We start from the raw sequence: 20,065 nt of genomic DNA on the forward strand, positions 1-20,065 counted from the left end.
GCCCATGGAGTTGATGCTCGCCGGACGGGTCGGCAGGTACCGGGAGGAGGCCCCGATCCCGGCGCTCCAGGCGCATTTTCGCTGCGCGTGGAGCCACGTCGCGCCGGCGGACCATGTTGGGCCGGTCGCGGTGGTGCCGGACGGCTGCGTCGACCTGCTCTGGCGCGAGAACAGCCTGCGGGTGGCCGGGCCGGACGTGACGGCGGCCCTGCCGGAGCTGCGGCCAGGCGCCACCATCCTGGGCCTGCGCTTCCAGCCGGGTGCTGCCCGTCGCTGGCTGGGCCTGCCGATGTCGGAGATCACCGGCCGCGAGGTCGAGCTCGAGGCGATCTGGGGGAAGAGGGCGCGGCGGCTGGCGCGGATGCTGGAGGACGCGCCGGAGCCCGGGTGCCGGGCCGGCCTGCTGCAGGCGGCGCTGGCGCAGCTCGCGGCCGGGATCGAACCGCCGGACGGCCTGGCGCGGGCGATCCTGCGGGCCACGGCGGAGCGGCTGGCAGGGGGGAGCGGGCCTGGCGACCGGCTGCATGACCGGCTCGGCCAGAGCGAGCGGACGCTGCGGCGGCGCAGCGGCGACCATTTCGGCTACGGCACCGCGACGCTTGCCCGCATCCTGCGCCTGCAGCGCTTCCTGGCGGCGGCCGGCCGCCCGGACCGGCCGGGGCTGGCGAGCCTGGCCGCCGAGACCGGCTATGCCGACCAGGCCCATCTCGCCCGGGAAGTCCGGGACCTTTGCGGGATGACGGCCAGCCGCCTCGCGGCCCAGCTCCACCGGCCGGCTGGCCGATCGGTTCAAGACCCGGCCCCGGCTCCGGGTGCATGATCGGCGCACCACCTGCCAGGGGAGACGCGTCATGGCCGCGCACGGCACCGACCGCCAGATCGACAACATCGAGTTCGCCGTGGCCGACATCGGCCGGTCCAAAGCCTTCTACGGCCAAGCGTTCGGCTGGAGCTTCACCGAGTACGGCCCGACCTATTGCGAGTTCACCGACGGGCGGATCACCGGCGGGCTGACCACCGAGGGGCAGGTCCGGCCAGGCGGGCCGCTGGTGATCCTTTATGCCGACGACCTGGCCGGCGCCCAGGCGCGGCTGGAGGAGCTGGGCGCGCGGATCGTCCGGCCGGTGTTCGCCTTTCCTGGCGGGCGCCGCTTTCACTTCCAGGATCCGGACGGCTACGAGCTGGCGGTCTGGTCGGCCGGCTGAGGGGCGGGCCAGGAGGGCAGGCTTGCCACCGCCGGCGGCCGTTCGCAGCGTGTCGCATGCAGGCAAGTCCCGCGGCTTGTCCACACCAGCATCGGCGTCCGCGAAACCCCATATGCTGTCCAGTCGGGATGCACCCGACCAGAAGGCACGGGGACAACCGTCGATGGCGGTAGCGTTTCGGGATCTCTTCGGACGGCGCGGCGCGGCTAAGCACCAGGACGTCGCGGCCAGGGTGACCGGCCTGGCGCAGGGCTGGTCGATCGAGATCACGCCGAAGCAGGCTGCCAAGCTCGAGCGGATCCCGCTGCCCAAGGGCACCCGGGTCAACATCGCCTACCTGCCCGACGAGGACGCTGCCCAGATTCTGCAGACCGCCGCCCGGCTGGTGTTCGAGGGCATGGTGCCGGTGCCGCACGTGCCGGCCCGCACCCTGGCCTCGGCCGAGGCGCTGGACGTCTACCTGCGCGGCCTCGCCGCCGTGGGGGTGCGCGAGGCGCTGGTGATCGGCGGCGGCGTCGCCAACCAGCAGGGGCCGTTTTCCAGCAGCATGGACGTGCTGGAGACCGGCCTGTTCCAGGAGCTGGGCTTTGCCCGGATCGCCGTGGCCGGCCATCCCGAGGGCAGCCCCGACATCGACGCGCACGGCCTGGCCGGCGCGCTGGCCGCCAAGAACGAGTGGGCGGCGCGCTCCGGGATGACCGTGGAGCTGATGACCCAGTTCTGCTTCGACGGGCGCCAGGTCCTGCTGTGGGAGCAGGCGATCCGCGACGCTGGCAACCGCCTGCCGATCCGGATCGGCCTGCCTGGTCCTGCCTCGATCAAGAGCCTGCTGCGCTATGCCCAGATGTGCGGCGTCGGCAACTCCCTGTCCTTCCTGAGCAAGCGCGCCGGCAACGTCCTGCAGCTGGTCACCGCCGCCGAGCCGGACGGGTTCGTGGTCGACCTGGCCAACGCGGTGGCGGGCGACCGGGACAACCTGATCGCCGGGCTGCACTTCTACCCGTTCGGCGGGTTCGACAAGACCGCCGCCTACGCGAAGGCGCTGGCCGAGGGCAGCTTCACCATGGAGAGCGACGGCGAAGGTTTTGCCGTCACCGCCTGAGCGGGATAGGGTCGGCCCTTTCCAAGCTCCGGGGCCGCATCATGTCCGACGACGCCTTCGACCGCTTCGAGCGGGATGTCCACGACCGGCTGGCGCCCAGCTACCGCGACCTGTTCGAGCCGGTCACGGCCCTGGCCGTCGAGGGGCTGCTGGACGCGGCGGGCGTGCGGCCGGGCGGCCGGCATGGCGACCTCGCCTGCGGCAGCGGCATCGTGGCCCTGGGCGCGCTGGAGCGAGGCGCTGAGGTCGAGGCGTTCGACCTGAGCCCGGGCATGCTGGCGATCCTGCACGGGCGGGCGCCGGAGATCCAGGTCGCCTCCGCCTCGGTCGAGCGGCTGCCGGTCGAGGACCGGCATTTCGACACGCTGACCATGAGCTTCGGCATCGGCCATCTCTCGGCGCCGGACGCCGCGATCGCCGAGGCCCGCCGTGTGCTCAAGCCAGGCGGGCGGATCGCCCTGTCCTGGTGGAGCGGCCCCGACGAGAACCGGGTGAACGGCCTGTTCGTCGACCTGATCGAGGAACTGGCGCTGACCGCGCCCCCGGACCTGCTGCCGCCAGGGCCCCCGATCTTCCGCTTCGCCGACCGCAAGGCGCTGGTGGGCCTGCTCGACGAAGCCGGGTTCGAGGACATCTGCCTGGAGAGCCTGGGCTTTCGCCACGTGGTGCCGGCGGCCGCCGACTGGTGGGACATCGGCCAGGGCGCGTTCGCCCGGGTCTCGGCGATCCTGGGGGCGCAGTCGGATGCCGCGCGGGAGCGGGTGCGGGCGCTGTTCCTGGAGCGGGCGGAGACCTACCGGACAGGCGACGGCATCTCGATCCCGATCAAGTTCCACCTGGTGAGCGGCAGCGTGTCGGAGGCGGACGAGGGGGCGGCTTGAACCTGCCCTGCCGTGTGTCTATCAGTTCGATAGCATCTCTCAGGAGGGCAGGATGGCGACGCTGATCGTCCGTCAGGTCGAGGAGAGCCTCGTCGAGGAACTGAAGGAGCGTGCGCGCAAGGCCGGGCGCTCGGCCGAGGCGGAACACCGGCTGATCCTGCGCGACGCCCTGGAGCGCAAGAAGCTGACCGGCGCGGATTTCGTGCGGGCGATCCGCCGGAACCGGCCGGAGATCAGCCAGGAAGAGGCGGAGGCGATCGGGCAAGGCAGCCGGCCGGCGCTGGACGGTACACAAGGGCTGGACGCCGAGGCCGTCGAAGCTCCGTGACCGGCTATCTGCTCGACACCAACGTGATCAGCGAACTGTTCAAGCCGGAGCCCGACCCATCCGTCCTGGCCTGGTTCGAGGCGGTGACCGGCGAGGACAAACTGCTGACGGCGTCGATCGTCGTCAGCGAACTTGCCTTCGGCATCGAGCGCCTGCCTCCCGGCAGGAAGCGCCGCGATCTTCAGGCCTGGTTCGACGACCTGCTGGAGACGACGCTGGCGGGCCGGGTCCTTCCGTTCGACCTGCCCGAGGCGCTGCAATACGGGCGCCTCGCTGCCCTGCTCCGGGACAAGCAGCCCCATGCCCTGCAGGTGCAGGACGTGCAGATCGCCGCGGTCGCGTGCCAGCGGGCGCTGACGGTGGCCACCCGCAATGCCCGGGACTTCGCCGGCCTGGGCGTGCCCCTGGTGAACCCCTGGGAGCACGTGCCGGGCAGCCGCCGGACCTGAAATGCGCCAGGGCCGCCTGGGCGGCCCTGGCGGGCAAACAAGCTCAGATCCCCAGCTTCTTCGCCACGATCTCGTTGACCACGCCCGGGTTGGCCTTGCCGCCGGTGGCCTTCATCACCTGGCCGGTGAACCAGCCGGCGACCTTGGGGTTCTTCTGGACGGTGGCGACCTGGCCCGGGTTGTCGGCGATCAGCTTGTCCACGATCGCCTCGATGGCGGTCGTGTCGGTGACCTGCTTCATGCCGCGCTCTTCCACGATCCGGTCCGGGGCCTGGCCGGTCTCGAACATGATCGCGAACACGTCCTTGGCCAGGCGCCCGGAAAGCGTGCCATCCTTGATCAGGGACAGGAGCTTGCCGAGGTTGGCCGCCGTGATCGGGCTCTCGGTGATCGCCTTGCCGGCCTTGTTGAGCTGGCCGAACAGCTCGGTGATGATCCAGTTGGCGGCCTGCTTGGGGTCGCCCAGCTTCGCCGCCTCCTCGTAATAGGCCGAGGTCTCGCGCTCGGCGACCAGCACGCCGGCGTCGTAGGACGAGAGCCCGTATTCCTCCATGAAGCGCTGGCGCTTCTCGTCGGGCAGTTCCGGCAGGCTCGCCCGGATCTCCTCGATGAAGCCGTCGGTGAGCTCCAGCGGCAGAAGGTCGGGGTCGGGGAAGTAGCGGTAGTCGTGCGCCTCTTCCTTGGAGCGCATCGAGCGGGTCTCGCCCTTCACCGAATCGAACAGGCGGGTCTCCTGGTCGATGCTGCCGCCGCTCTCCAGGATGTCGACCTGGCGGCGCGCCTCGTACTCGATGGCCCGCGCTACGAAGCGCATGGAGTTGACGTTCTTGATCTCGCAGCGCGTGCCGAACGGCTCGCCGGGCTTGCGCACCGAGACGTTGGCGTCGCAGCGAAGCGAGCCTTCCTCCATGTTGCCGTCGCACGTCCCCAGATAGCGCAGGATCGAGCGCAGCTTGCGCATGTAGAGGACGGCTTCCTCCGGGTCGCGGATGTCCGGCTCGCTGACGATCTCCATCAGCGCCACGCCGGAGCGGTTCAGGTCGATCAGGGTGGTGTCGTGGCCCTGGTCGTGGATCGACTTGCCGGCATCCTGCTCCAGATGGAGGCGGGTGATGCCGATCGGGCGCTGGGTGCCGTCCGGCATGTCCAGGATCAGCTCGCCCTTGCCCACGATCGGGTGCTGGTACTGGCTGATCTGGTAGCCCTGCGGCAGGTCCGGGTAGAAGTAGTTCTTCCGCTCGAACACCGAGACCTTGTTGATCTCGGCCTTCAACCCCAGGCCGGTGCGCACCGCCAGCTCGACGCAGCGGGCGTTCACCACCGGCAGCATGCCGGGCATCCCGGCATCCACCGGACTGACCTGGGTGTTGGGCTCGGCGCCGTATTCGGTGGCCGCTCCGCTGAACAGCTTGGCCTTGCTGGAGACCTGCGCGTGCACCTCGAGACCGACCACGATCTCCCAGGTGCCGGTGTTGCCTTCGATGGTCCAGCTCATGTCCGGGCCTCGATCCCGTAGGGTAGCGTCTTGAAATCGGCGGCCTCTTCCAGGGCGGCGCCGATCTGCAGCACGGTCGGCTCGTCCCAGGGCCTGCCCATGATCTGCAGGCCCAGCGGCAGCCCATCCGAAGACAGGCCGGCCGGCACGCTCATGCCGGGCAGGCCGGTCAGGTTGGCGGTCACCGTGAACACGTCGTTCAGGTACATGGCGACCGGGTCGTCGGACTCCTCGCCGATCCGGAACGCCGGGGTCGGCGTGGCCGGGGTCAGCACCGCGTCGACCTCCTCGAACACCTTGGTGAAGTCGTTCACCAGGATCCGGCGCAGCTTCTGCGCCTTGACGTAGTAGGCGTCGTAATAGCCGGCCGAGAGCACGTAGGTGCCGATCATGATCCGGCGCTTGACCTCGTCGCCGAAGCCCGCCGCGCGCGACTTCTCGTAGGTGTCGGCGAGGTTGCGGCCGTCCACGCGCAGCCCGTAGCGCATGCCGTCGTAGCGGGCGAGGTTGGACGAGGCTTCCGCCGGGGCGATGATGTAGTAGGTCGCCAGCGCGTACTTGCTGTGCGGCAGCGAGACCTCCTTCACTTCCGCACCCTGGGCGCGCAGCCAGTCGGCGCCCTGCTGCCAGAGCCGGTCGATCTCGGGGGAAAGGCCCTCGACCCGGTACTCCTTCGGGATGCCGATCCGCAGGCCCTTGAGCGACTTGCCGAGATTGGCCGCGAAGTCCGGCACGGCCATGTCGGCCGAGGTGCTGTCGTTCGGGTCGTGGCCGGCCATCGCCTGGAGCAGGATCGCGCAGTCCTCGGTGGTGCGGGCGAACGCGCCCGCCTGGTCCAGCGAGGAGGCATAGGCGATGATGCCGAAGCGCGAGCAGCGCCCATAGGTCGGCTTGATCCCGGTGATGCCGGTATAGGCGGCCGGCTGGCGGATCGAGCCGCCGGTGTCGGTGCCGGTCGCCGCCAGGCACATGCGCGCGGCCACCGCCGCGGCCGAGCCGCCGGAGCTGCCGCCCGGCACCAGCGGCTTGGCGTCGCCGGGCCTGGTCCAGGGATTTACCACCGGGCCGAACGCGCTGGACAGGTTGGACGAGCCCATGGCGAACTCGTCCAGGCTGGTCTTGCCCAGGCAGACGGCGCCCGCCTGCCAGAGCTTGCCGCTGACGGTGCTCTCATAGGGCGGCACGAAGTTGTTCAGGATGTTCGAGCCGGCCGTGGTGCGGATGCCCTTGGTGGCGAACAGGTCCTTCATCGCGATCGGGATGCCCTCCAGGGCGCCCGCCTCGCCCTTGGCCAGCTTCGCGTCGGAGGCTTTCGCCTGCTCGATCGCGTGCTCGGGCGTCTCGGTGATGAAGGCGTTCAGCGCCCGGTGGCACTCCATCTGCGCGATATGCGCTTCCGCCAGCTCGACCGCGCTGAACTCCCGGGCGGCCAGGCCCTTCCTGGCCCCAGCCACCGTCAGCCGGTGCAGATCCACGCTCATTCGACCACCTTCGGCACCACGAAATATCCGTCCTGGCTGGCCGGCGCATTGGCCAGCACGTCGTCGCGCCGGTTGCCGTCGGTGACGTCGTCCGCCCGCCAGTCCTGGGTGATCGGCATCACCGAGCGCAGCGGCTCGACCTCGTCCGTGTTTACCTCGCCCAGCTGCTCGACCCAGCCGAGAATGCCGGACAGCTCGGCTGCCAGATGCTCCTGCTTGTCCTCAGGAACCTCGAGGCGGGCCAGATGCGCGATCTTCGCCACCGTGGCCTTGTCGATCGCCATGGATCTCTGGTCTCCTGCGCGTGGGATGGGAAAACGGCCGACACGGCCGCAAAAGGCGCACGGAAGCTAGTGTCCACATCGATCTTCCGCAACCATGGCGACTTCAGGGCGGCCCTGCCCAAGCGCGGCGGCCTGCTGGCGCTGGACATCAGCAAGCGCGCGATCGGCCTGGCGGGCACCGATGCCGAGCGGCGGATGGTCACCCCGCTGTTCACCCATGTCCGCAAATCCTGGACCCACGACCGCGAGACCCTGGTGCAGCTCGCCCGCAAGCGGGTGCCGGCTGGGCTCGTGGTGGGCTGGCCGCTCGGCCTGGACGACAAGGAGGGCCAGGCCTGCGACCGCGTCCGCAACTTCCTGGACCTGCTGGTGCCGGTGCTGGGGCTGCCGGTGCTGCTGCAGGACGAGCGCTTCACCACCGGCGGGGTCGAGGCCGCGATCGACGCCGGCGAGCTGCCGCCGCCGGGCAGGGACGGCCGGATCGACCATCTGGCGGCGGCGCTGATCCTGGGGGAGGCGGTGCGGGCGCTTAGCAGCGGCGGCCCGGCCGGCCCGTAGCACCACGGATCTTGCGGGATGGCACCAAGCCCATAAGCTCGCGCCGAGCCGGAAACGACGTGCGGCCGAATGGGAGAAGATCCGGATGATGAGCCTGCCGTTCTTTGCGCAGGCGGCGGCGATCCTGTGCGCCTGGACCGGACACCGCGCCGCCGCGGTCGTGCTGCTGGTCCTCTCGCTGCTGGGGACGCTCCTGCTGTTCGCCCTGCACGCCACCGACCCGCTGGCACTGGCATGGTGAGGCTGCCGTCATGAGCCCATCCCTGGCACGCAGCCTGAATGCCCTGGGCCTCCTCGCGGTGGGCGCCGTGCTGCTGGTGGCGTTCGGCTTCCAGCTCGCCCTTGGCGAACTGCCCTGTCCGCTCTGCATCCTCCAGCGCAGCGCGTTCGCCGCGGTGCTGGCGGGCTTGGCCCTCAACCTGCGCTTCGGGCCGCGCCCGAGCCATTACGGGCTGGTGATCATCGCGGCGCTGGTCGGGGCCGCGATCTCCGCGCGGCAGGTGCTCCTGCACATCGTCCCGGGCACCGGCGCCTATGGCGACCCGATCCTGGGGCTGCATTTCTACACCTGGGCGCTGATCCTGTTCCTGGTGATCGTGCTGGGTGCTGCCATGATGCTGCTGTTCGACCGGCAGTTCGAGGAGCCGGACGACTTGGCGATGCTGCGCAACGGCGCTGCCGGCCTGGGCGCGTTGGGCGGGCTGGCCATCGCCCTGGCCCTGCTGATGGCGGCCGGCAATGGCGTGTCCACCGTGCTGGAATGCGCCGGCGGGCTCTGCCCCGACGACCCGCAGTCCTACATCCTGCTGGACGACCCCCTGCCGGTACCCGGAGCGGAGTGACCCGTCCCTGGCGCTCGCCGCGGCGGGGCAGGGGTTCTATCTCCCCTCTGGTGGGACGGAGGGCAACGACCAGACTGCCCCGTCCAGATGGGGAGAACGTCGATGCGATCAGACTTCAGCCTGGGCCGCCGCGACATGCTGGCGGCCGGTGCCGGCGTGGCGGCGGCCGGCGCGTTTGCCATGTCGGGTCCCGTAAGCACGGCCAGGGCCGCGACACCGATGCAGGACCTAGCCCGGCCGAGCTTCTACCGCTTCGATCTTGGCGGCTTCCGGGTCACCACCCTGCTGGATGGCTATGTCCAGGGCGATGGGCCGCACCCGATCTTCGGCCAGGACCAGCCGGCCGAGGCGGTGCACGAGCTGGCGCAGATGAACTTCCTGCCGCCGGAGAAGATGGAGAACAGCTTCACCCCGGTCCTGGTGAACACCGGCAGCGAGCTCGTGCTGTTCGACACCGGCAACGCCCCGGCAAGGCGCCCGAACGCGGGCAACCTGGTCGAGACCATGAAGGCTGCCGGCTACGAGCCCGGGCAGGTCAGCGTGGTGGTGATCACCCACATGCATGGCGATCATATCGGCGGGCTGATGACCGACGGCCAGCCGACCTTCCCCAATGCCCGCTACGTCACCGGCCAGGCCGAGTACGACTTCTGGGCGGCCGACGAGCGGCTGAGCGGCCCCACCGAGAATGGCGCCAAGCTGTTCCGCGCCAACATGATGCCGCTGGCGGACAAGACCAGCTTCCTGGCCGATGGCGGCGAGGCGGTGCCGGGGATCACGGCGGTCGCCGCGTTCGGCCACACGCCCGGGCACATGGCCTACCACCTGGAGAGCGACGGCCAGCGCCTGCTGCTCTGGGCCGACACCGCCAACCATTACGTGGTCTCGGTGCAGCGCCCGGAATGGCACGTGCAGTACGACATGGACAAGGAAGCCGCCGGCGAGACCCGCAAGCGGATCTTCGACATGGCCGCCGCCGACCGGATCCCGGTCACCGGCTACCACATGCCGTTCCCGGCGCTGGGCTTCATCGACCGCCATCCGGACCGCTATCTGTGGGTGCCGGTGAGCTACCAGCTCAACGTCTGAGCCGTGGCGGCCGGGAGGCGGGCCATGGCTCAGCCCGCCTCCCGGCCAGCCAGCCTGCGGCGCACGCCCCAGTCATGCAGGATGGCTTCCATGTCGCCGGCCACGAACGCGCGGGCGCTGTCCATGTCGTAGCCCTCGGCCAGCAGCGCGTCGTAGTCGGTCAAAACATGCCGGACATAGGCCACCATCAAGGCCAGGCGGCCTCCTCCGGAGCGGCCCTGCGCAGCCTCGGATTGTCCATCGCATCATCGACGATGCTGGCCGCCTCGTGGCGCGGGATCCCGGGCGCCAGCCGCTTCAGGGCGTCCTCAATGGCGGCGCGGCCGGCCATGGCGGAGCGGCCGCTCAGAGGTAGACTGCGGCGCGGCCCCGGCCGAAATCGTGCCCAGCGAGCATTGTCGTGATCGCCCGGGCGATCTTGCCGCCGCCCTGCACCGAGGGCTCGATCGGGTTGGCGAAGTCGGCCGCCTCGTCGCAGACCAGCCGCAGGTCGACCAGGGGCAGGCCGCGGCGGAAGGCCTGGCGGGTGATGGCGTCGTTGAGCACCGCGAGCGCCGTGACGGCGAGGGTGCGGCGCGGCTCGCGATAGGCGGTGTCGTAGATGGTGCAGACGGCAACCGGAAGGCCGAGCGCCTGCGCCTGGTCCAGCATCGCCCTGTAGGCCGCCTCGAAGTCCTGCCGCACCGCCGCCACCTGGAGCAGCGCGTCGCCGACCGATCCGGCCGCCTCCTCGAAGATCCCGGCATGGGCCAGCGCATCGTTGCCGCCGACGCTGATCACGAGGTGGCTGGCGCCGGCCGGCATGGCGCGCAGCTGCTGCGGCATGTCCTCCATCCGGCCGCCATCCCGGGCGGCCAGGCTGGCCTGCCATCCCCGCGGCAGGCGCTGGCGCAGCTGGGCCACGACGTCCGGCCCGCCCCCGACATAGGCGCCGTTGTCGAACACCGAATCGCCCAGAAGCACCACATGGTTCACCGGCGCATCCTCCGCAGCCGCGACGCCTCCAAGAAAGGTGGCGGCCGCGGCACCCGCCAGCAGGTCGCGGCGCGAAGCCTGGCCGTCCCGGCGCATGCCCATCCTCCCGATCCCGCGCTTCGTCCGCAACGCCCGGCGCGCGCCGGCGTTTCCGCGCGGCCTGCCCGGTCCGGACGGATTGGTCAGCCGCGTGGCCGGCGCAGGATGAGCACCGCCCAGCGGTCCAGCATCAGGCGCCGGCGGCCCTGCAGGCCGGCCCGGCGGAAGGCTCCTTCGACCCTGGGCACCTGCTCGTCGATCAGGCCGGACAGGATGGCGACCCCGCCAGGCGCCAGCGCCTTGGCCAGCTGCGGGGCCATCGCCACCAGCGGGTTGGCCAGGATGTTGGCGAAGATCAGGTCGTAGCCGCGCGGGTGGAACACGCCAGGCGTGGCGAAGCCGTCGCCGGCCAGGCAGCGCACCCGGTCGGCCACGCCGTTGTCCCGCACGTTCTCGGCGGCGACCTCGACCGCCACCGGGTCGACGTCCACCGCCAGGACCTGCGCGTCGGTGGCCTTGGCCGCGGCGATCGCCAGGATCCCGGAGCCGCAGCCCATGTCCAGGATGCGCCGCCAGGAGCGGCGCGGCAGGAGCTGGTCGAAGGCCAGGAGGCAGCCCTTGGTGGTGGCGTGCTCGCCCGAGCCGAACGCCAGGCCGGCCTCGATGGCGATGGCGATCCGGCCGGGCGGGACCTGGTCGGCATGGGCCTGGCCGTGCACGAAGAACCGGCCGGCATCCACCGGCGGGAACTCCCGGCGCATCGCCTCGGTCCAGTCCTCCTCGGTCACCTCCTCGATGGCGAGGTCGGGGATGGCGGGGACCAGGTCGCCGACCAGCTCCAGGAGCCGGGCACGCTGGGCCTTCAGCTCCGGCCGGTCGGCCTCCACGATCTCCATCCGCCAGCGCTCGACCGCAAAGCCGCCATCGCCCTCGTGCTCGAACATGCCGACCGACAGGCCCATCTCGTCCAGCCGCTCGAACACCGACTGCGCCAGACCGTCGTCGAGCACGAAGCTGGTGCGCCAGAGCGAGCCGGTGGTGGCGTGGAAGACGTCGCCGTCCTGGTCGTCCCTCACGACTTCTTCTCCAGGAAGCTGGCGATGACCTTCTTCACGCCCGCCTTGTCGAAGGCGATGGTCAGCTTGTCGCCCTCGATCGCCTGGACGGTGCCCGGGCCGAACTTGTCGTGGAACACGCGCTCGCCCATGCCGAACTGCACCGAGGGAGCCGGGCGCGGCCGGACCAGCTCGGCGCGGCCCTCGATCACCTTGCCGGCGCGCTCGAAGCCCGGGCCGCGCCCGCCCATCTTGCCGGTCGGGAACAGCGAGGCGACCCCGAAGGTGGGATCGACGTCCGGGCGGGCGGCGTTGCTGCGCAGCAGATGGTGGATGTGCTCCGGGGGCAGCTCCTCGACAAAGCGGGACGGCAGGGCAGCACCCCACTGGCCGAAGATCCGCCGGTTGGCGGCATAGCAGATCGTGCAGCGCTTCCTGGCCCGGGTGATCCCGACATAGGCCAGGCGCCGCTCCTCCTCGAGCGCCTTGGTGCCGCCCTCGTCCAGGGCCCGCTGGTTGGGGAACAGGCCTTCCTCCCAGCCGGTCAGGAACACATGGTCGTATTCCAGGCCCTTGGCGGCGTGCAGGGTCATCAGCGTGACCATGTCGCCGTCGCTGTCGGCGGCGTTGTCCATCACCAAGGAGACATGCTCCAAAAAGGCCGGCAGGCTCTCGAACTCCTCGATCGCCTTGACCAGCTCCTTCAGGTTCTCCAGGCGGCCCTGGGCTTCCGGCGAGCGGTCGGCCTGCCACATCCCGACATAGCCGGATTCGTCCAGGATCGCCTCGACCAGGTCGCGGGGCGCCTTGCGCGGCAGCTCGTCCCGCCAGCGGGCGAACGCGGCCAGGATGTCGGCCAGCTGCTTGCGGCCGCGGGTCGGCAGCTCGTCGGTACCGAGCAGCGCCTCGGCGGTGGCGACCACGCTTTTGTCGCTGGCGCGCGCGGCCTTGCGCAAAGCCTGCACGGTGGTCTCGCCGATGCCGCGCTTGGGCGTGTTGACGATCCGCTCGAACGCCAGGTCGTCGTCGGGCTGCACCACCACGCGCAGATAGGCGATGGCGTCGCGGATCTCGGCGCGCTCGTAGAAGCGCAGGCCGCCGATCACCCGGTAGGGCAGGCCCAGCTGGATGAAGCGTTCCTCGAACGCGCGGGTCTGGTGGCCGGCGCGGACCAGCACCGCGGCATCGGCCAGGTTCTTCTTCGCCCGCTGCAGCGCCTCCAGCTCGTCGCCGACGAACACCGCCTCCTCCTGCTCGTCCCAGAGCGAGGCGACCCGGACCTTCTCGCCCTCGACGTCCTCGGTCCACAGGGTCTTGTCGTGGCGGGCGCGGTTGCGGGCGATCAATCCTGCGGCCGCCCCCAGGATGTGCCCGGTCGAGCGGTAGTTGCGCTCCAGCCGGACCACGCCGGCGCCGGGGAAATCCTCCTCGAAGCGCAGGATGTTGCCGACCTCGGCACCCCGCCAGCTGTAGATCGACTGGTCGTCGTCGCCCACGCAGGTGATGTTGCGGTGCTCCTGAGCGAGCAGGCGCAGGAGCAGGTACTGGGCGACGTTGGTGTCCTGGTACTCGTCGACCAGGATGGCCCGGAAGCGCCGCTGGTACTGGGCCAGCACGTCCGGCGCCTTGCGGAACAGCTCCAGGCAGTGCAGCAGCAGGTCGCCGAAATCGCAGGCGTTCAGGGTGGCCAGGCGCTCCTGGTAGAGCGAGTAGATCCGCAGGGTCTTGCCGCCGGCAAAGTCGCCGACCTCGGCGGGCGGCACCTTGTCCGGGGTCCAGCCGCGGTCCTTCCAGCGCTGGACGATGCCCAGCACCGCTCGGGCCGGCCAGCGCTTGTCGTCGATCTCCAGCGCCTGGAGGACCTGCTTGAGCAGGCGGATCTGGTCGTCGGTGTCCAGGATGGTGAAGCTGGGCTTGAGGCCCACGATCTCGGCATGGCGGCGGAGCAGGCGGGTGCCCATGGCGTGGAAGGTGCCGAGCCACATGCCCTGCACGCTCTGGCCGATCAGCGCCTCCACCCGGTGGACCATCTCCCGGGCAGCCTTGTTGGTGAAGGTCACCGCCAGGATCTCGAACGGACGGACCCGGCCGGTCATCAGCAGGTGGGCCAGCCTGGTGGTCAGCACGCGGGTCTTGCCGGTGCCGGCCCCGGCCAGGATCAGCAGGGGGCCGTTCTCGGCGGTGACGGCGGCATGCTGCTCGGGATTGAGACCGGCCAGATAGGGGGCGGCCGACAGATCGGGCAGGTTGGCGGGTCGCGGGGCGAGCGACATGGGCAGGGATGATCCGACAGGCGTTGCGCGGCCGGGATAAGGGCCGATCGATTGGGGGAGATAGGCTGGCTGCCCCTGCCGGGGCAACCCCGACGGCTCGGATGCCGTGCCGGCGGCGGGCGTCGGACGACGGCAGGGGCCGGGCCAGGGGCCGCCGGACCGGGAGGCCCGGCGCCGGCGGGGCGGCCGCCATCCCGATTGGTTTCGGGCGACGGCCTGAAGCCAAGGAGCCGCTGGCGGCGATGAAACGGCAGCCAGGTCTCGTTTCGGGCGATGATGGGCGATTACTGCGGAGGCCTGCGGCCCGGTCAGTAGGTCGAGCGCAGCAGGAGGACCAGGAGCATGATGCTCAAGGAAAGAACAAACAAAATCAGGGTCAGCAGGATATCGAGGACATCCGCCCGCTGAATCTTGTTTCGTATATCGACAGGCGACATTTCCAACCCTCGAAAATACAAGTCCTCCGGTAGCCAATTCCTCTCCCGGTCGGCAAGCCGCAACCGAATGCCGCTGTGACAATCCGCACATAGATTTGTATATTCTACACCATGGATCGGCCCGCCCGCCTGTGCCACGGCCCCGGGCCGGCTGGGCAGGGCGGACCGGCCGGTCTATCCCGGGCGAACCGTCATCCCGCATGGAAATGGGCCCCCTGATGAGTTCCACCGACGCCGCCACGAGCCAGGACCGCACCCTGGCCGCCCGCCTGGACCAGGTCATCGACCGGGCGATCGCCGAGCGGCAGCTGGTCGGCGCGGTCGTGCTGGTCGCCCGCGAGGGGCGCCCCGTCTATGCCCGGGCCGCCGGGCAGGCCGACCGGGAGGCGGGCCGGGCCATGCAGGTCGACACCATCTTCCGGCTGGCCTCGATCACCAAGCCGATCGTCACCGCCGCCATCATGCGGCTGGTCGAGGACGGCCGGCTGGAGCTCGACCAGCCGGTCACCCGCTGGCTGCCGGCGTTCCGGCCGCGCCTGGCGGACGGCAGCACGCCGGAGATCACGCTTCGGCAGCTCCTGAGCCATTCGTCCGGCCTGGGCTACCGCTACAACGACCCGGAAGGCGGCCCCTACCACCGGGCGAACGTCTCCGACGGCCTGGACCAGCCGGGCCTGGGCCTGGACGAGAACCTGGACCGGCTGGCCGGCTGCCCGCTCTATTTCCCGCCGGGAACGTCCTGGCGCTATTCGCTCGGCATCGACGTGGCCGGCCGGGTGCTGGAGAAGGCGACCGGCCAGGACCTGAGGACGGCGGTGGCGGAGCTGGTGACCGGGCCGCTGGCGATGCGGGACACCGACTTTGCCGTCATCGACGAGAACCGGCTGGCCGGTCCTTATGCGGACGGTCCCGAGCAGCCGGTCCGGATGGTGGGCGAGACCTTGGTCCAGGGGCGCAGCGGCGTGATGCGCTTTGAGCCGGACCGTCATCGCGACCCCGGCTCGTTCCTGTCGGCCGGGGGCGGCATGATCGGCACTGCACCGGACTTCCTGCGCTTCCTGGAAACGATCCGGACCGGCGGGGCCCCGATCCTGGCGGCGGAGACCGTGCGGGCGATGATGGTCGACCAGGTCGGCAGCCAGGCGGAGACGCAGGGGCCGGGCTGGGGCTTCGGCCTGGGCTGGGCGGTCCTGTCCGACCCGGCGGTGGCGGCGACGCCGCAGGGCCCATCCACGATCCAGTGGGGCGGCGCCTATGGCCATAGCTGGTTCATCGATCCCACCCGGGCGGTCAGCGTGGTCGCCTTCAGCAACACCGCCGTGGCCGGGGTGAACGGCGCCTATCCCGAGGCGATCCGCGACGCCGTGTTCGGATGAGCCCCGGAGGCCTGGGAGGAAGGCTGTTTGCACCCGACAGCTTCCCGGCCAGGATGGGTGCGAGGGCTGCGGCTGGCAGGAGTGGGCGGATGCGACAGGGATGGTTCGGGCTGATGGCGGCCGGCCTGCTCGGCGGCTGCATGGCGGTGCCGGAGAAGCCTCAGATCAGCGGCACCGCCGGCTATCGCGAGCGGATCGCGCTGCCCGACGACGCGGTGCTGGACGTCGTGCTGGAGGATGTCAGCCGGGCGGATTCGGCCTCGGAGGTGCTGGGTGCGCAGGAGATCGACCGGGCCGGCCAGCCGCCGATCGCGTTCACCATCCCCTATGATCCCGCAAGGATCGATCCCGGCCACCGCTACGTGGTGCGCGGCACCATCTCCGTGCGGGGCGAGCCGCTGTTCGTCACCACCCAGGCCCATCCGGTGCTGACCCAGGGGGCGGGCGACCGGGTCGAGCTGGTGCTGGAGCGGACGAGAGGCGCCGCCGCTGCCGCCGCCGCCACCGGCGACAAGCCGCTGGCCCTGGCCGGGCCGGTCTGGCGGCTGGCCAGCCTGAACGGCCAGGCCGTCCCGTCCGGCGAGCACGTGCCGGAACTGCAGTTCAGCGCCGAGGACAACCGGGTCGCCGGCTCGGGCGGCTGCAACCGGATCGCCGGCAGCTACCGCACGCTCACCGACACCGCCCTGGACCTGTCGGGGATCATCGGCACCAAGATGGCCTGCCCGGACCGGGACGGCCCGTCCGAGGACGAATTCCTGGCGGCGCTGGGCCAGGTCCGCAGCTACGCGATCGAGGACGGCATGCTGCGGCTGACCGGCGACGGCGTGGCGCTGGCGTTCCGTCCCGGCAATCCCTGAGCCGCCGGGCGACGGCCGGCCGTGGTGCCAAGGGCTCAGGCCCGGGCGATCGCGTCCACGCCCGGCTGGCCGATCATCGCGTAGAAGTCGCGGCGCAGCTCGCGGTCAGTACGGAACGCGCCCAGCAGCCGGGAGGTCACCATCACCGCACCCGGCTTGTGCACGCCGCGGGTGGTCATGCAGTGGTGGGTCGCCTGGATCATCACCGCCACGCCGCGCGGCGCCAGGATCTCCTGGATCGCCTCGGCGATCTCGGCGGTCAGGCGTTCCTGCACCTGCAGGCGCTTGGCCAGACAGTCGACCAGCCGGGCGAGCCGGCCGATCCCGACCACCTTCTTGCCCGGCAGGTAGGCGACATGGGCCCGGCCGACGATCGGCGCCAGATGGTGCTCGCAATGGCTCTCGAAGCCGATGTCGCGCAGGAGCACGATCTCGTCGACCGTCTCGATCTCGTCGAACAGGTCGCCCAGGGCCTCGGCCGGGGTGGTGCGATAGCCGCTGGCATGTTCCAGCCAGGCCTCGACGACCCGCGCCGGCGTGCGGCGCAGCCCGTCGCGGGCAGGGTCCTCGCCGATCCAGCGCAGCAGCGTGTCGACCGCGCGCTCGGCTTCCTCGCGGTCGGGCCGGGTCATGCCGCCCGGGCGAGGAACTGGTTGATCGCCTCGGGCGGGGTCGACCAGGAGGTGACGAGACGGGTGCCGCCGTTCTCGTAGCCCGGGTAGAATAAAGCGTGCTCGGCCAGCTTCGCCTGCAGGGCGGGGGGGAGGACCGCGAAAACCAGGTTGGCTTCCACCGGGTAGAGCAGGCGGGCGCCCAGCCGGACCAGCCCCTCGGACAGCCGGGTCGCCATGGCGTTGGCATGGGCGGCGCGCTCCAGCCACTTGCCGCCCTCCAAGGCGCCGATCGCCTGGGCAGACAGATAGCGGCCCTTGCTCTGCACCTGGCCGCTGCGCTTGCGAAGATACGGGGCCGCGGCGCTGCGGGCCTGGCCGAACAGCAGGATCATCTCGGCAGCCATCCCGCCATTCTTGGTCATGCCCAGCACCATGGCGTCGACGCCGGCCTTCCAGGACAGCTCGGCCGGGCTGGCACCGGTGCGGGCCAGAGCGTTGCCGAAGCGGGCGCCGTCCAGCATCATCATCATGCCGTGGCGTTTGGCGACGGCGGCGAACGCTTTTGTTTCCTCGACCGACCAGACCAGGCCGCGCTCGCTGGCCTGGGCTGCCAGCAGCACCTTGGGCTGGGCCGAGTGCATCGAGCCGAAATGATAGCCCTCCAGCCCCTTGGCGACGTCGTCGGCGCTCATCCGGCCAAAGGGGTCGCCCACGGTGAGCCAGCTGGCGCCGCCGGTGAACATCAGGGGCGCGTTGCACTCGTCCTGCACCACATGGGCCAGGGGGTGGCAGACCACGGCGCCCCAGGCCGGGCAGAGGATCGAGAGCGCCAGGGCGTTGGCGCCGGTGCCGGTGATCGCCATCACCAGGTCGAAATCCTCGGTCTCGAACACGGCCGCCAGCTCGGACTTCAGGTGCCCGGTCCAGCGGTCGGCGCCGTAAGCGGTGTCGTGGCCCTCATTGGCGCGGGCCAGGGCCGCGAAGACTTCGGGAGCGACCGGGGCGGTGTTGTCGCTGCGCAGGTCCAGCACGTCGTTCATCCTACCAGAAGGGCGTCATCGTCGAGTTCGCCGCCCTGGCGGCGGCGGAACAGGGCCAGGAGGTCGGGGACATCCAGGCCGGCGCGGGCCTCGTCGGCCACGTCGAAGGCGACCTTGCCCTCGTGCAGCATCACGGTCCGGCTGCCATGGTCCAGGGCCTGGCGCATCGAGTGGGTCACCATCAGCGCGGTGAGCCTGTGACGTTCCACGATCTTTTGCGTGAGGTCCAGGACCAGTTCCGCGGTGCGCGGATCGAGCGCGGCGGTATGCTCGTCCAGGAGCAGGATCTTCATGGGCGCCAGGGCGGCCATCAGCAGGCTGACCGCCTGGCGCTGGCCGCCGGAAAGGAGGCCAACCGGATCGCCCAGCCGGTCCTCCAGGCCCAGGCCCAGCTCGGCCAGGGAGTCGCGGAACCGGCGGCGCCGCTCGCCGTCCAGGGCGGGCCTCAGGCCACGCACGCTCCCGCGCGCGATGCCGAGCGCCATGTTCTCCTCGATGGTCAGCCCCTCGCAGGTGCCGGCCTTGGGATCCTGGAACACCCGGGCCACCAGTTCCGCGCGCCGGTGCGCCGGCAGGCGGGTGACGTCCCGCCCGTCGATCACGATGCTGCCCGCGTCAGGGACCACGTCGCCGGCCAGCACGCCCAGCAGCGTGCTCTTGCCCGCCCCGTTGCTGCCGATCACCGTCACGAACCGGCCGGCCTCGATGCTGAGCGAGACGCCGCGCAGGGCGCGGGTCTCCAAGGGCGTGCCGGCGCTGAAGGTGAGCTCGATGTTTTCCAGCCGGATCATGGCCGCGCCCTCCGCCGGCGCGCCCGCAGCTTGGGCGCCAGCAGCGCGAAGCCGACCAGGAGGGCGGTGACCAGGTTCAGGTCGGAGGCCTCGATGCCCAGCACCTGCACGTCCAGCGCGAAGGCGATCACCAGGCGGTAGAGCAGCGAGCCCAGCACGCAGGCGACCAGCGCGCCAAGGATGCCCTTCAGGCGGAACAGGGTTTCGCCGACGATCACCGCGGCCAGGCCCACCACGATGGTGCCAAGGCCCATGGTGACGTCGGCGAAGCCGTTGGCCTGGGCGAACAGGGCGCCGGCCAGGGCGCAGATCGCGTTGGACAGCGCCATGCCGCCCAGCACCTGCCGGTCGGTGTCGATGCCTTGCGCGCGGGCCATGCGCGGATTGGCGCCGGACGCGCGCAGCGCCAGGCCCTGGTCGGAATGGAGGTAACGGGACAGAGCCAGGGTCACGACCACCAGCAGCGCCAATTCGACCAGGATGCGCGCCTGGTCGAAGGCCAGGAAGGACAGGCTCTCGAACGGGGTGAACAGGGTGGTCTGGCCGAGCAGCGCCACGTTGGGGCGGCCCATGATCCGGATGTTGATGCTGAACAGGGCGATCATCACCAGGATCGAGGCTAGCAGGTGCAGGATGCCGAAGCGCACCGCCAAGACCGCGGTGATCCAGCCGGCGAGCGCCCCCGCCAGCACCGCCATGACGGTCGCGGTGACAGGGTCCAAGCCGCCTACGATGGCCGCGGCGCAGACGCTGGCGCCCAAGGGAAACGAGCCGTCGACGGTCAGGTCCGGGAAGTTCAGGACGCGGAACGACAGGTACACCGCGAGCCCGACCAGCCCGTAGATCAGGCCGAGCTCGATGGCGCCGAGAAAGGAGAACAGCGACAAGGTG

At 70.8% G+C, this 20,065-nt stretch carries 24 protein-coding genes; 12 read left to right on the forward strand and 12 right to left on the reverse strand.

Going from position 1 to position 20,065, the window contains the following annotated elements; translation table 11 throughout:
- The first annotated feature begins 4 nt into the window (after positions 1-4).
- The 6 genes from GEMRO_RS28920 (at position 5) to GEMRO_RS0110335 (ending at position 3,965) form a co-directional block, all read left to right on the forward strand.
- Positions 5-820, forward strand: coding sequence for a helix-turn-helix domain-containing protein (locus GEMRO_RS28920; protein ID WP_051329585.1), 816 nt, complete (start codon positions 5-7; stop codon positions 818-820).
- A 31-nt stretch (positions 821-851) separates the two neighbouring features.
- Entirely contained in the window at positions 852-1,205 is a 354-nt protein-coding gene (locus GEMRO_RS0110315) for a VOC family protein (RefSeq protein ID WP_027133917.1), read from the forward strand.
- Between the two features lie 163 nt (positions 1,206-1,368).
- Positions 1,369-2,307: a methylenetetrahydrofolate reductase gene (locus tag GEMRO_RS28925; protein ID WP_205624948.1), complete on the forward strand. Its 939-nt coding sequence runs from the start codon at positions 1,369-1,371 to the stop codon at positions 2,305-2,307.
- A gap of 41 nt (positions 2,308-2,348) precedes the next feature.
- Positions 2,349-3,188, forward strand: coding sequence for a class I SAM-dependent methyltransferase (locus GEMRO_RS0110325; protein WP_027133918.1), 840 nt, complete (start codon positions 2,349-2,351; stop codon positions 3,186-3,188).
- Positions 3,189-3,240: 52 nt separating this feature from the next.
- Complete coding sequence (locus GEMRO_RS32585; RefSeq protein WP_051328922.1) at positions 3,241-3,516, forward strand: FitA-like ribbon-helix-helix domain-containing protein; 276 nt, start codon at positions 3,241-3,243, stop codon at positions 3,514-3,516.
- Positions 3,513-3,965 (forward strand): type II toxin-antitoxin system VapC family toxin, encoded by a 453-nt coding sequence (locus tag GEMRO_RS0110335; protein ID WP_027133919.1) that lies wholly within the window; start codon positions 3,513-3,515, stop codon positions 3,963-3,965. Before GEMRO_RS32585 ends, GEMRO_RS0110335 begins: the two co-directional genes overlap by 4 nt.
- A 43-nt stretch (positions 3,966-4,008) precedes the next feature.
- On the opposite strand, the gene gatB is transcribed toward GEMRO_RS0110335, so the two are convergent.
- Genes gatB through gatC form a run of 3 tightly spaced genes read right to left on the reverse strand, consistent with a single transcriptional unit; the run spans position 4,009 to position 7,225 of the window.
- The gene (gatB, locus tag GEMRO_RS0110340) at positions 4,009-5,460 is read right to left on the reverse strand and encodes an Asp-tRNA(Asn)/Glu-tRNA(Gln) amidotransferase subunit GatB (RefSeq protein WP_027133920.1); all 1,452 of its coding nucleotides are present in this window, start codon (positions 5,458-5,460) and stop codon (positions 4,009-4,011) included.
- Positions 5,457-6,941 (reverse strand): Asp-tRNA(Asn)/Glu-tRNA(Gln) amidotransferase subunit GatA, encoded by a 1,485-nt coding sequence (gene gatA / locus GEMRO_RS0110345; protein WP_205624949.1) that lies wholly within the window; start codon positions 6,939-6,941, stop codon positions 5,457-5,459. The genes gatB and gatA overlap by 4 nt, the downstream gene beginning before the upstream one ends.
- The gene (gatC, locus tag GEMRO_RS0110350) at positions 6,938-7,225 is read right to left on the reverse strand and encodes an Asp-tRNA(Asn)/Glu-tRNA(Gln) amidotransferase subunit GatC (RefSeq protein WP_027133922.1); all 288 of its coding nucleotides are present in this window, start codon (positions 7,223-7,225) and stop codon (positions 6,938-6,940) included. Before gatC ends, gatA begins: the two co-directional genes overlap by 4 nt.
- 69 nt (positions 7,226-7,294) lie before the next feature.
- Between gatC and ruvX the strand changes: the two genes are divergently transcribed.
- The 4 genes from ruvX to GEMRO_RS0110370 all read left to right on the forward strand — a co-directional run bounded on the left by ruvX (position 7,295) and on the right by GEMRO_RS0110370 (position 9,714).
- On the forward strand, positions 7,295-7,783 hold the full coding sequence (gene ruvX / locus GEMRO_RS0110355) for a Holliday junction resolvase RuvX (protein ID WP_027133923.1): 489 nt from the start codon (positions 7,295-7,297) through the stop codon (positions 7,781-7,783).
- Between the two features lie 85 nt (positions 7,784-7,868).
- Complete coding sequence (locus GEMRO_RS34650) at positions 7,869-8,024, forward strand: DUF5993 family protein (protein ID WP_169728359.1); 156 nt, start codon at positions 7,869-7,871, stop codon at positions 8,022-8,024.
- Between the two features lie 10 nt (positions 8,025-8,034).
- Complete coding sequence (locus tag GEMRO_RS0110365; protein WP_027133924.1) at positions 8,035-8,625, forward strand: disulfide bond formation protein B; 591 nt, start codon at positions 8,035-8,037, stop codon at positions 8,623-8,625.
- Positions 8,626-8,727: 102 nt separating this feature from the next.
- Entirely contained in the window at positions 8,728-9,714 is a 987-nt protein-coding gene (locus tag GEMRO_RS0110370; RefSeq protein WP_027133925.1) for an MBL fold metallo-hydrolase, read from the forward strand.
- A gap of 29 nt (positions 9,715-9,743) precedes the next feature.
- On the opposite strand, the gene GEMRO_RS34895 is transcribed toward GEMRO_RS0110370, so the two are convergent.
- From GEMRO_RS34895 to GEMRO_RS0110390, 5 genes are all read right to left on the reverse strand, one after another.
- On the reverse strand, positions 9,744-9,902 hold the full coding sequence (locus tag GEMRO_RS34895) for a DUF2293 domain-containing protein (RefSeq protein WP_407645426.1): 159 nt from the start codon (positions 9,900-9,902) through the stop codon (positions 9,744-9,746).
- Positions 9,902-10,045 (reverse strand): hypothetical protein, encoded by a 144-nt coding sequence (locus GEMRO_RS34900; protein WP_205624951.1) that lies wholly within the window; start codon positions 10,043-10,045, stop codon positions 9,902-9,904. Before GEMRO_RS34900 ends, GEMRO_RS34895 begins: the two co-directional genes overlap by 1 nt.
- Positions 10,046-10,059: 14 nt before the next feature.
- Positions 10,060-10,785, reverse strand: coding sequence for an SGNH/GDSL hydrolase family protein (locus tag GEMRO_RS0110380; protein WP_084507772.1), 726 nt, complete (start codon positions 10,783-10,785; stop codon positions 10,060-10,062).
- Between the two features lie 86 nt (positions 10,786-10,871).
- Positions 10,872-11,804, reverse strand: a complete 933-nt coding sequence (locus tag GEMRO_RS28940; protein WP_051328923.1) for a 50S ribosomal protein L11 methyltransferase — start codon at positions 11,802-11,804, stop codon at positions 10,872-10,874.
- Entirely contained in the window at positions 11,801-14,056 is a 2,256-nt protein-coding gene (locus GEMRO_RS0110390) for an ATP-dependent helicase (protein WP_035485104.1), read from the reverse strand. Before GEMRO_RS0110390 ends, GEMRO_RS28940 begins: the two co-directional genes overlap by 4 nt.
- A gap of 655 nt (positions 14,057-14,711) precedes the next feature.
- Here GEMRO_RS0110390 and GEMRO_RS0110400 point away from each other — a divergent pair.
- Together GEMRO_RS0110400 and GEMRO_RS32590 are read left to right on the forward strand one after the other, a co-directional pair.
- Positions 14,712-15,869, forward strand: a complete 1,158-nt coding sequence (locus tag GEMRO_RS0110400; RefSeq protein ID WP_051329586.1) for a serine hydrolase domain-containing protein — start codon at positions 14,712-14,714, stop codon at positions 15,867-15,869.
- A gap of 89 nt (positions 15,870-15,958) precedes the next feature.
- Complete coding sequence (locus tag GEMRO_RS32590; protein ID WP_051328924.1) at positions 15,959-16,729, forward strand: YbaY family lipoprotein; 771 nt, start codon at positions 15,959-15,961, stop codon at positions 16,727-16,729.
- 35 nt (positions 16,730-16,764) lie between these two features.
- Here GEMRO_RS32590 and folE read toward each other — a convergent pair whose 3' ends face one another.
- From folE to GEMRO_RS0110425, 4 genes are read right to left on the reverse strand one after another with little or no spacing between them, the layout of a single operon-like run.
- Entirely contained in the window at positions 16,765-17,361 is a 597-nt protein-coding gene (folE, locus tag GEMRO_RS0110410; RefSeq protein ID WP_027133929.1) for a GTP cyclohydrolase I FolE, read from the reverse strand.
- Positions 17,358-18,374 (reverse strand): threonine aldolase family protein, encoded by a 1,017-nt coding sequence (locus GEMRO_RS0110415; RefSeq protein ID WP_027133930.1) that lies wholly within the window; start codon positions 18,372-18,374, stop codon positions 17,358-17,360. The genes folE and GEMRO_RS0110415 overlap by 4 nt, the downstream gene beginning before the upstream one ends.
- A 5-nt stretch (positions 18,375-18,379) precedes the next feature.
- Positions 18,380-19,174 carry an ABC transporter ATP-binding protein gene (locus tag GEMRO_RS0110420; RefSeq protein WP_027133931.1) on the reverse strand — a complete coding sequence of 265 codons (795 nt, stop codon included), beginning with the start codon at positions 19,172-19,174 and terminating at the stop codon, positions 18,380-18,382.
- Positions 19,171-20,061: an ABC transporter permease gene (locus GEMRO_RS0110425; RefSeq protein ID WP_027133932.1), complete on the reverse strand. Its 891-nt coding sequence runs from the start codon at positions 20,059-20,061 to the stop codon at positions 19,171-19,173. Before GEMRO_RS0110425 ends, GEMRO_RS0110420 begins: the two co-directional genes overlap by 4 nt.
- Positions 20,062-20,065: the final 4 nt, after the last annotated feature.

It is taken from the genome of Geminicoccus roseus DSM 18922 (genome assembly GCF_000427665.1).
Classification (GTDB): domain Bacteria; phylum Pseudomonadota; class Alphaproteobacteria; order Geminicoccales; family Geminicoccaceae; genus Geminicoccus; species Geminicoccus roseus.

Coding starts and splice junctions, on each gene's coding strand:
- GEMRO_RS34650 (WP_169728359.1), top strand. CDS start 7,869: ATGATGAGCCTGCCGTTCTTTGCGCAGGCGGCGGCGATCCTGTGCGCC.
- GEMRO_RS0110325 (WP_027133918.1), top strand. CDS start 2,349: ATGTCCGACGACGCCTTCGACCGCTTCGAGCGGGATGTCCACGACCGG.
- GEMRO_RS28925 (WP_205624948.1), top strand. CDS start 1,369: ATGGCGGTAGCGTTTCGGGATCTCTTCGGACGGCGCGGCGCGGCTAAG.
- GEMRO_RS34895 (WP_407645426.1), bottom strand. CDS start 9,902: ATGGTGGCCTATGTCCGGCATGTTTTGACCGACTACGACGCGCTGCTG.
- GEMRO_RS0110315 (WP_027133917.1), top strand. CDS start 852: ATGGCCGCGCACGGCACCGACCGCCAGATCGACAACATCGAGTTCGCC.
- gatC (WP_027133922.1), bottom strand. CDS start 7,225: ATGGCGATCGACAAGGCCACGGTGGCGAAGATCGCGCATCTGGCCCGC.
- GEMRO_RS32590 (WP_051328924.1), top strand. CDS start 15,959: ATGCGACAGGGATGGTTCGGGCTGATGGCGGCCGGCCTGCTCGGCGGC.
- GEMRO_RS0110370 (WP_027133925.1), top strand. CDS start 8,728: ATGCGATCAGACTTCAGCCTGGGCCGCCGCGACATGCTGGCGGCCGGT.
- GEMRO_RS32585 (WP_051328922.1), top strand. CDS start 3,241: ATGGCGACGCTGATCGTCCGTCAGGTCGAGGAGAGCCTCGTCGAGGAA.
- GEMRO_RS34900 (WP_205624951.1), bottom strand. CDS start 10,045: ATGGCCGGCCGCGCCGCCATTGAGGACGCCCTGAAGCGGCTGGCGCCC.
- GEMRO_RS0110365 (WP_027133924.1), top strand. CDS start 8,035: ATGAGCCCATCCCTGGCACGCAGCCTGAATGCCCTGGGCCTCCTCGCG.
- GEMRO_RS0110420 (WP_027133931.1), bottom strand. CDS start 19,174: ATGATCCGGCTGGAAAACATCGAGCTCACCTTCAGCGCCGGCACGCCC.
- GEMRO_RS0110400 (WP_051329586.1), top strand. CDS start 14,712: ATGAGTTCCACCGACGCCGCCACGAGCCAGGACCGCACCCTGGCCGCC.
- folE (WP_027133929.1), bottom strand. CDS start 17,361: ATGACCCGGCCCGACCGCGAGGAAGCCGAGCGCGCGGTCGACACGCTG.
- GEMRO_RS0110380 (WP_084507772.1), bottom strand. CDS start 10,785: ATGCGCCGGGACGGCCAGGCTTCGCGCCGCGACCTGCTGGCGGGTGCC.
- GEMRO_RS28920 (WP_051329585.1), top strand. CDS start 5: ATGGAGTTGATGCTCGCCGGACGGGTCGGCAGGTACCGGGAGGAGGCC.
- gatB (WP_027133920.1), bottom strand. CDS start 5,460: ATGAGCTGGACCATCGAAGGCAACACCGGCACCTGGGAGATCGTGGTC.
- gatA (WP_205624949.1), bottom strand. CDS start 6,941: ATGAGCGTGGATCTGCACCGGCTGACGGTGGCTGGGGCCAGGAAGGGC.
- GEMRO_RS0110390 (WP_035485104.1), bottom strand. CDS start 14,056: ATGTCGCTCGCCCCGCGACCCGCCAACCTGCCCGATCTGTCGGCCGCC.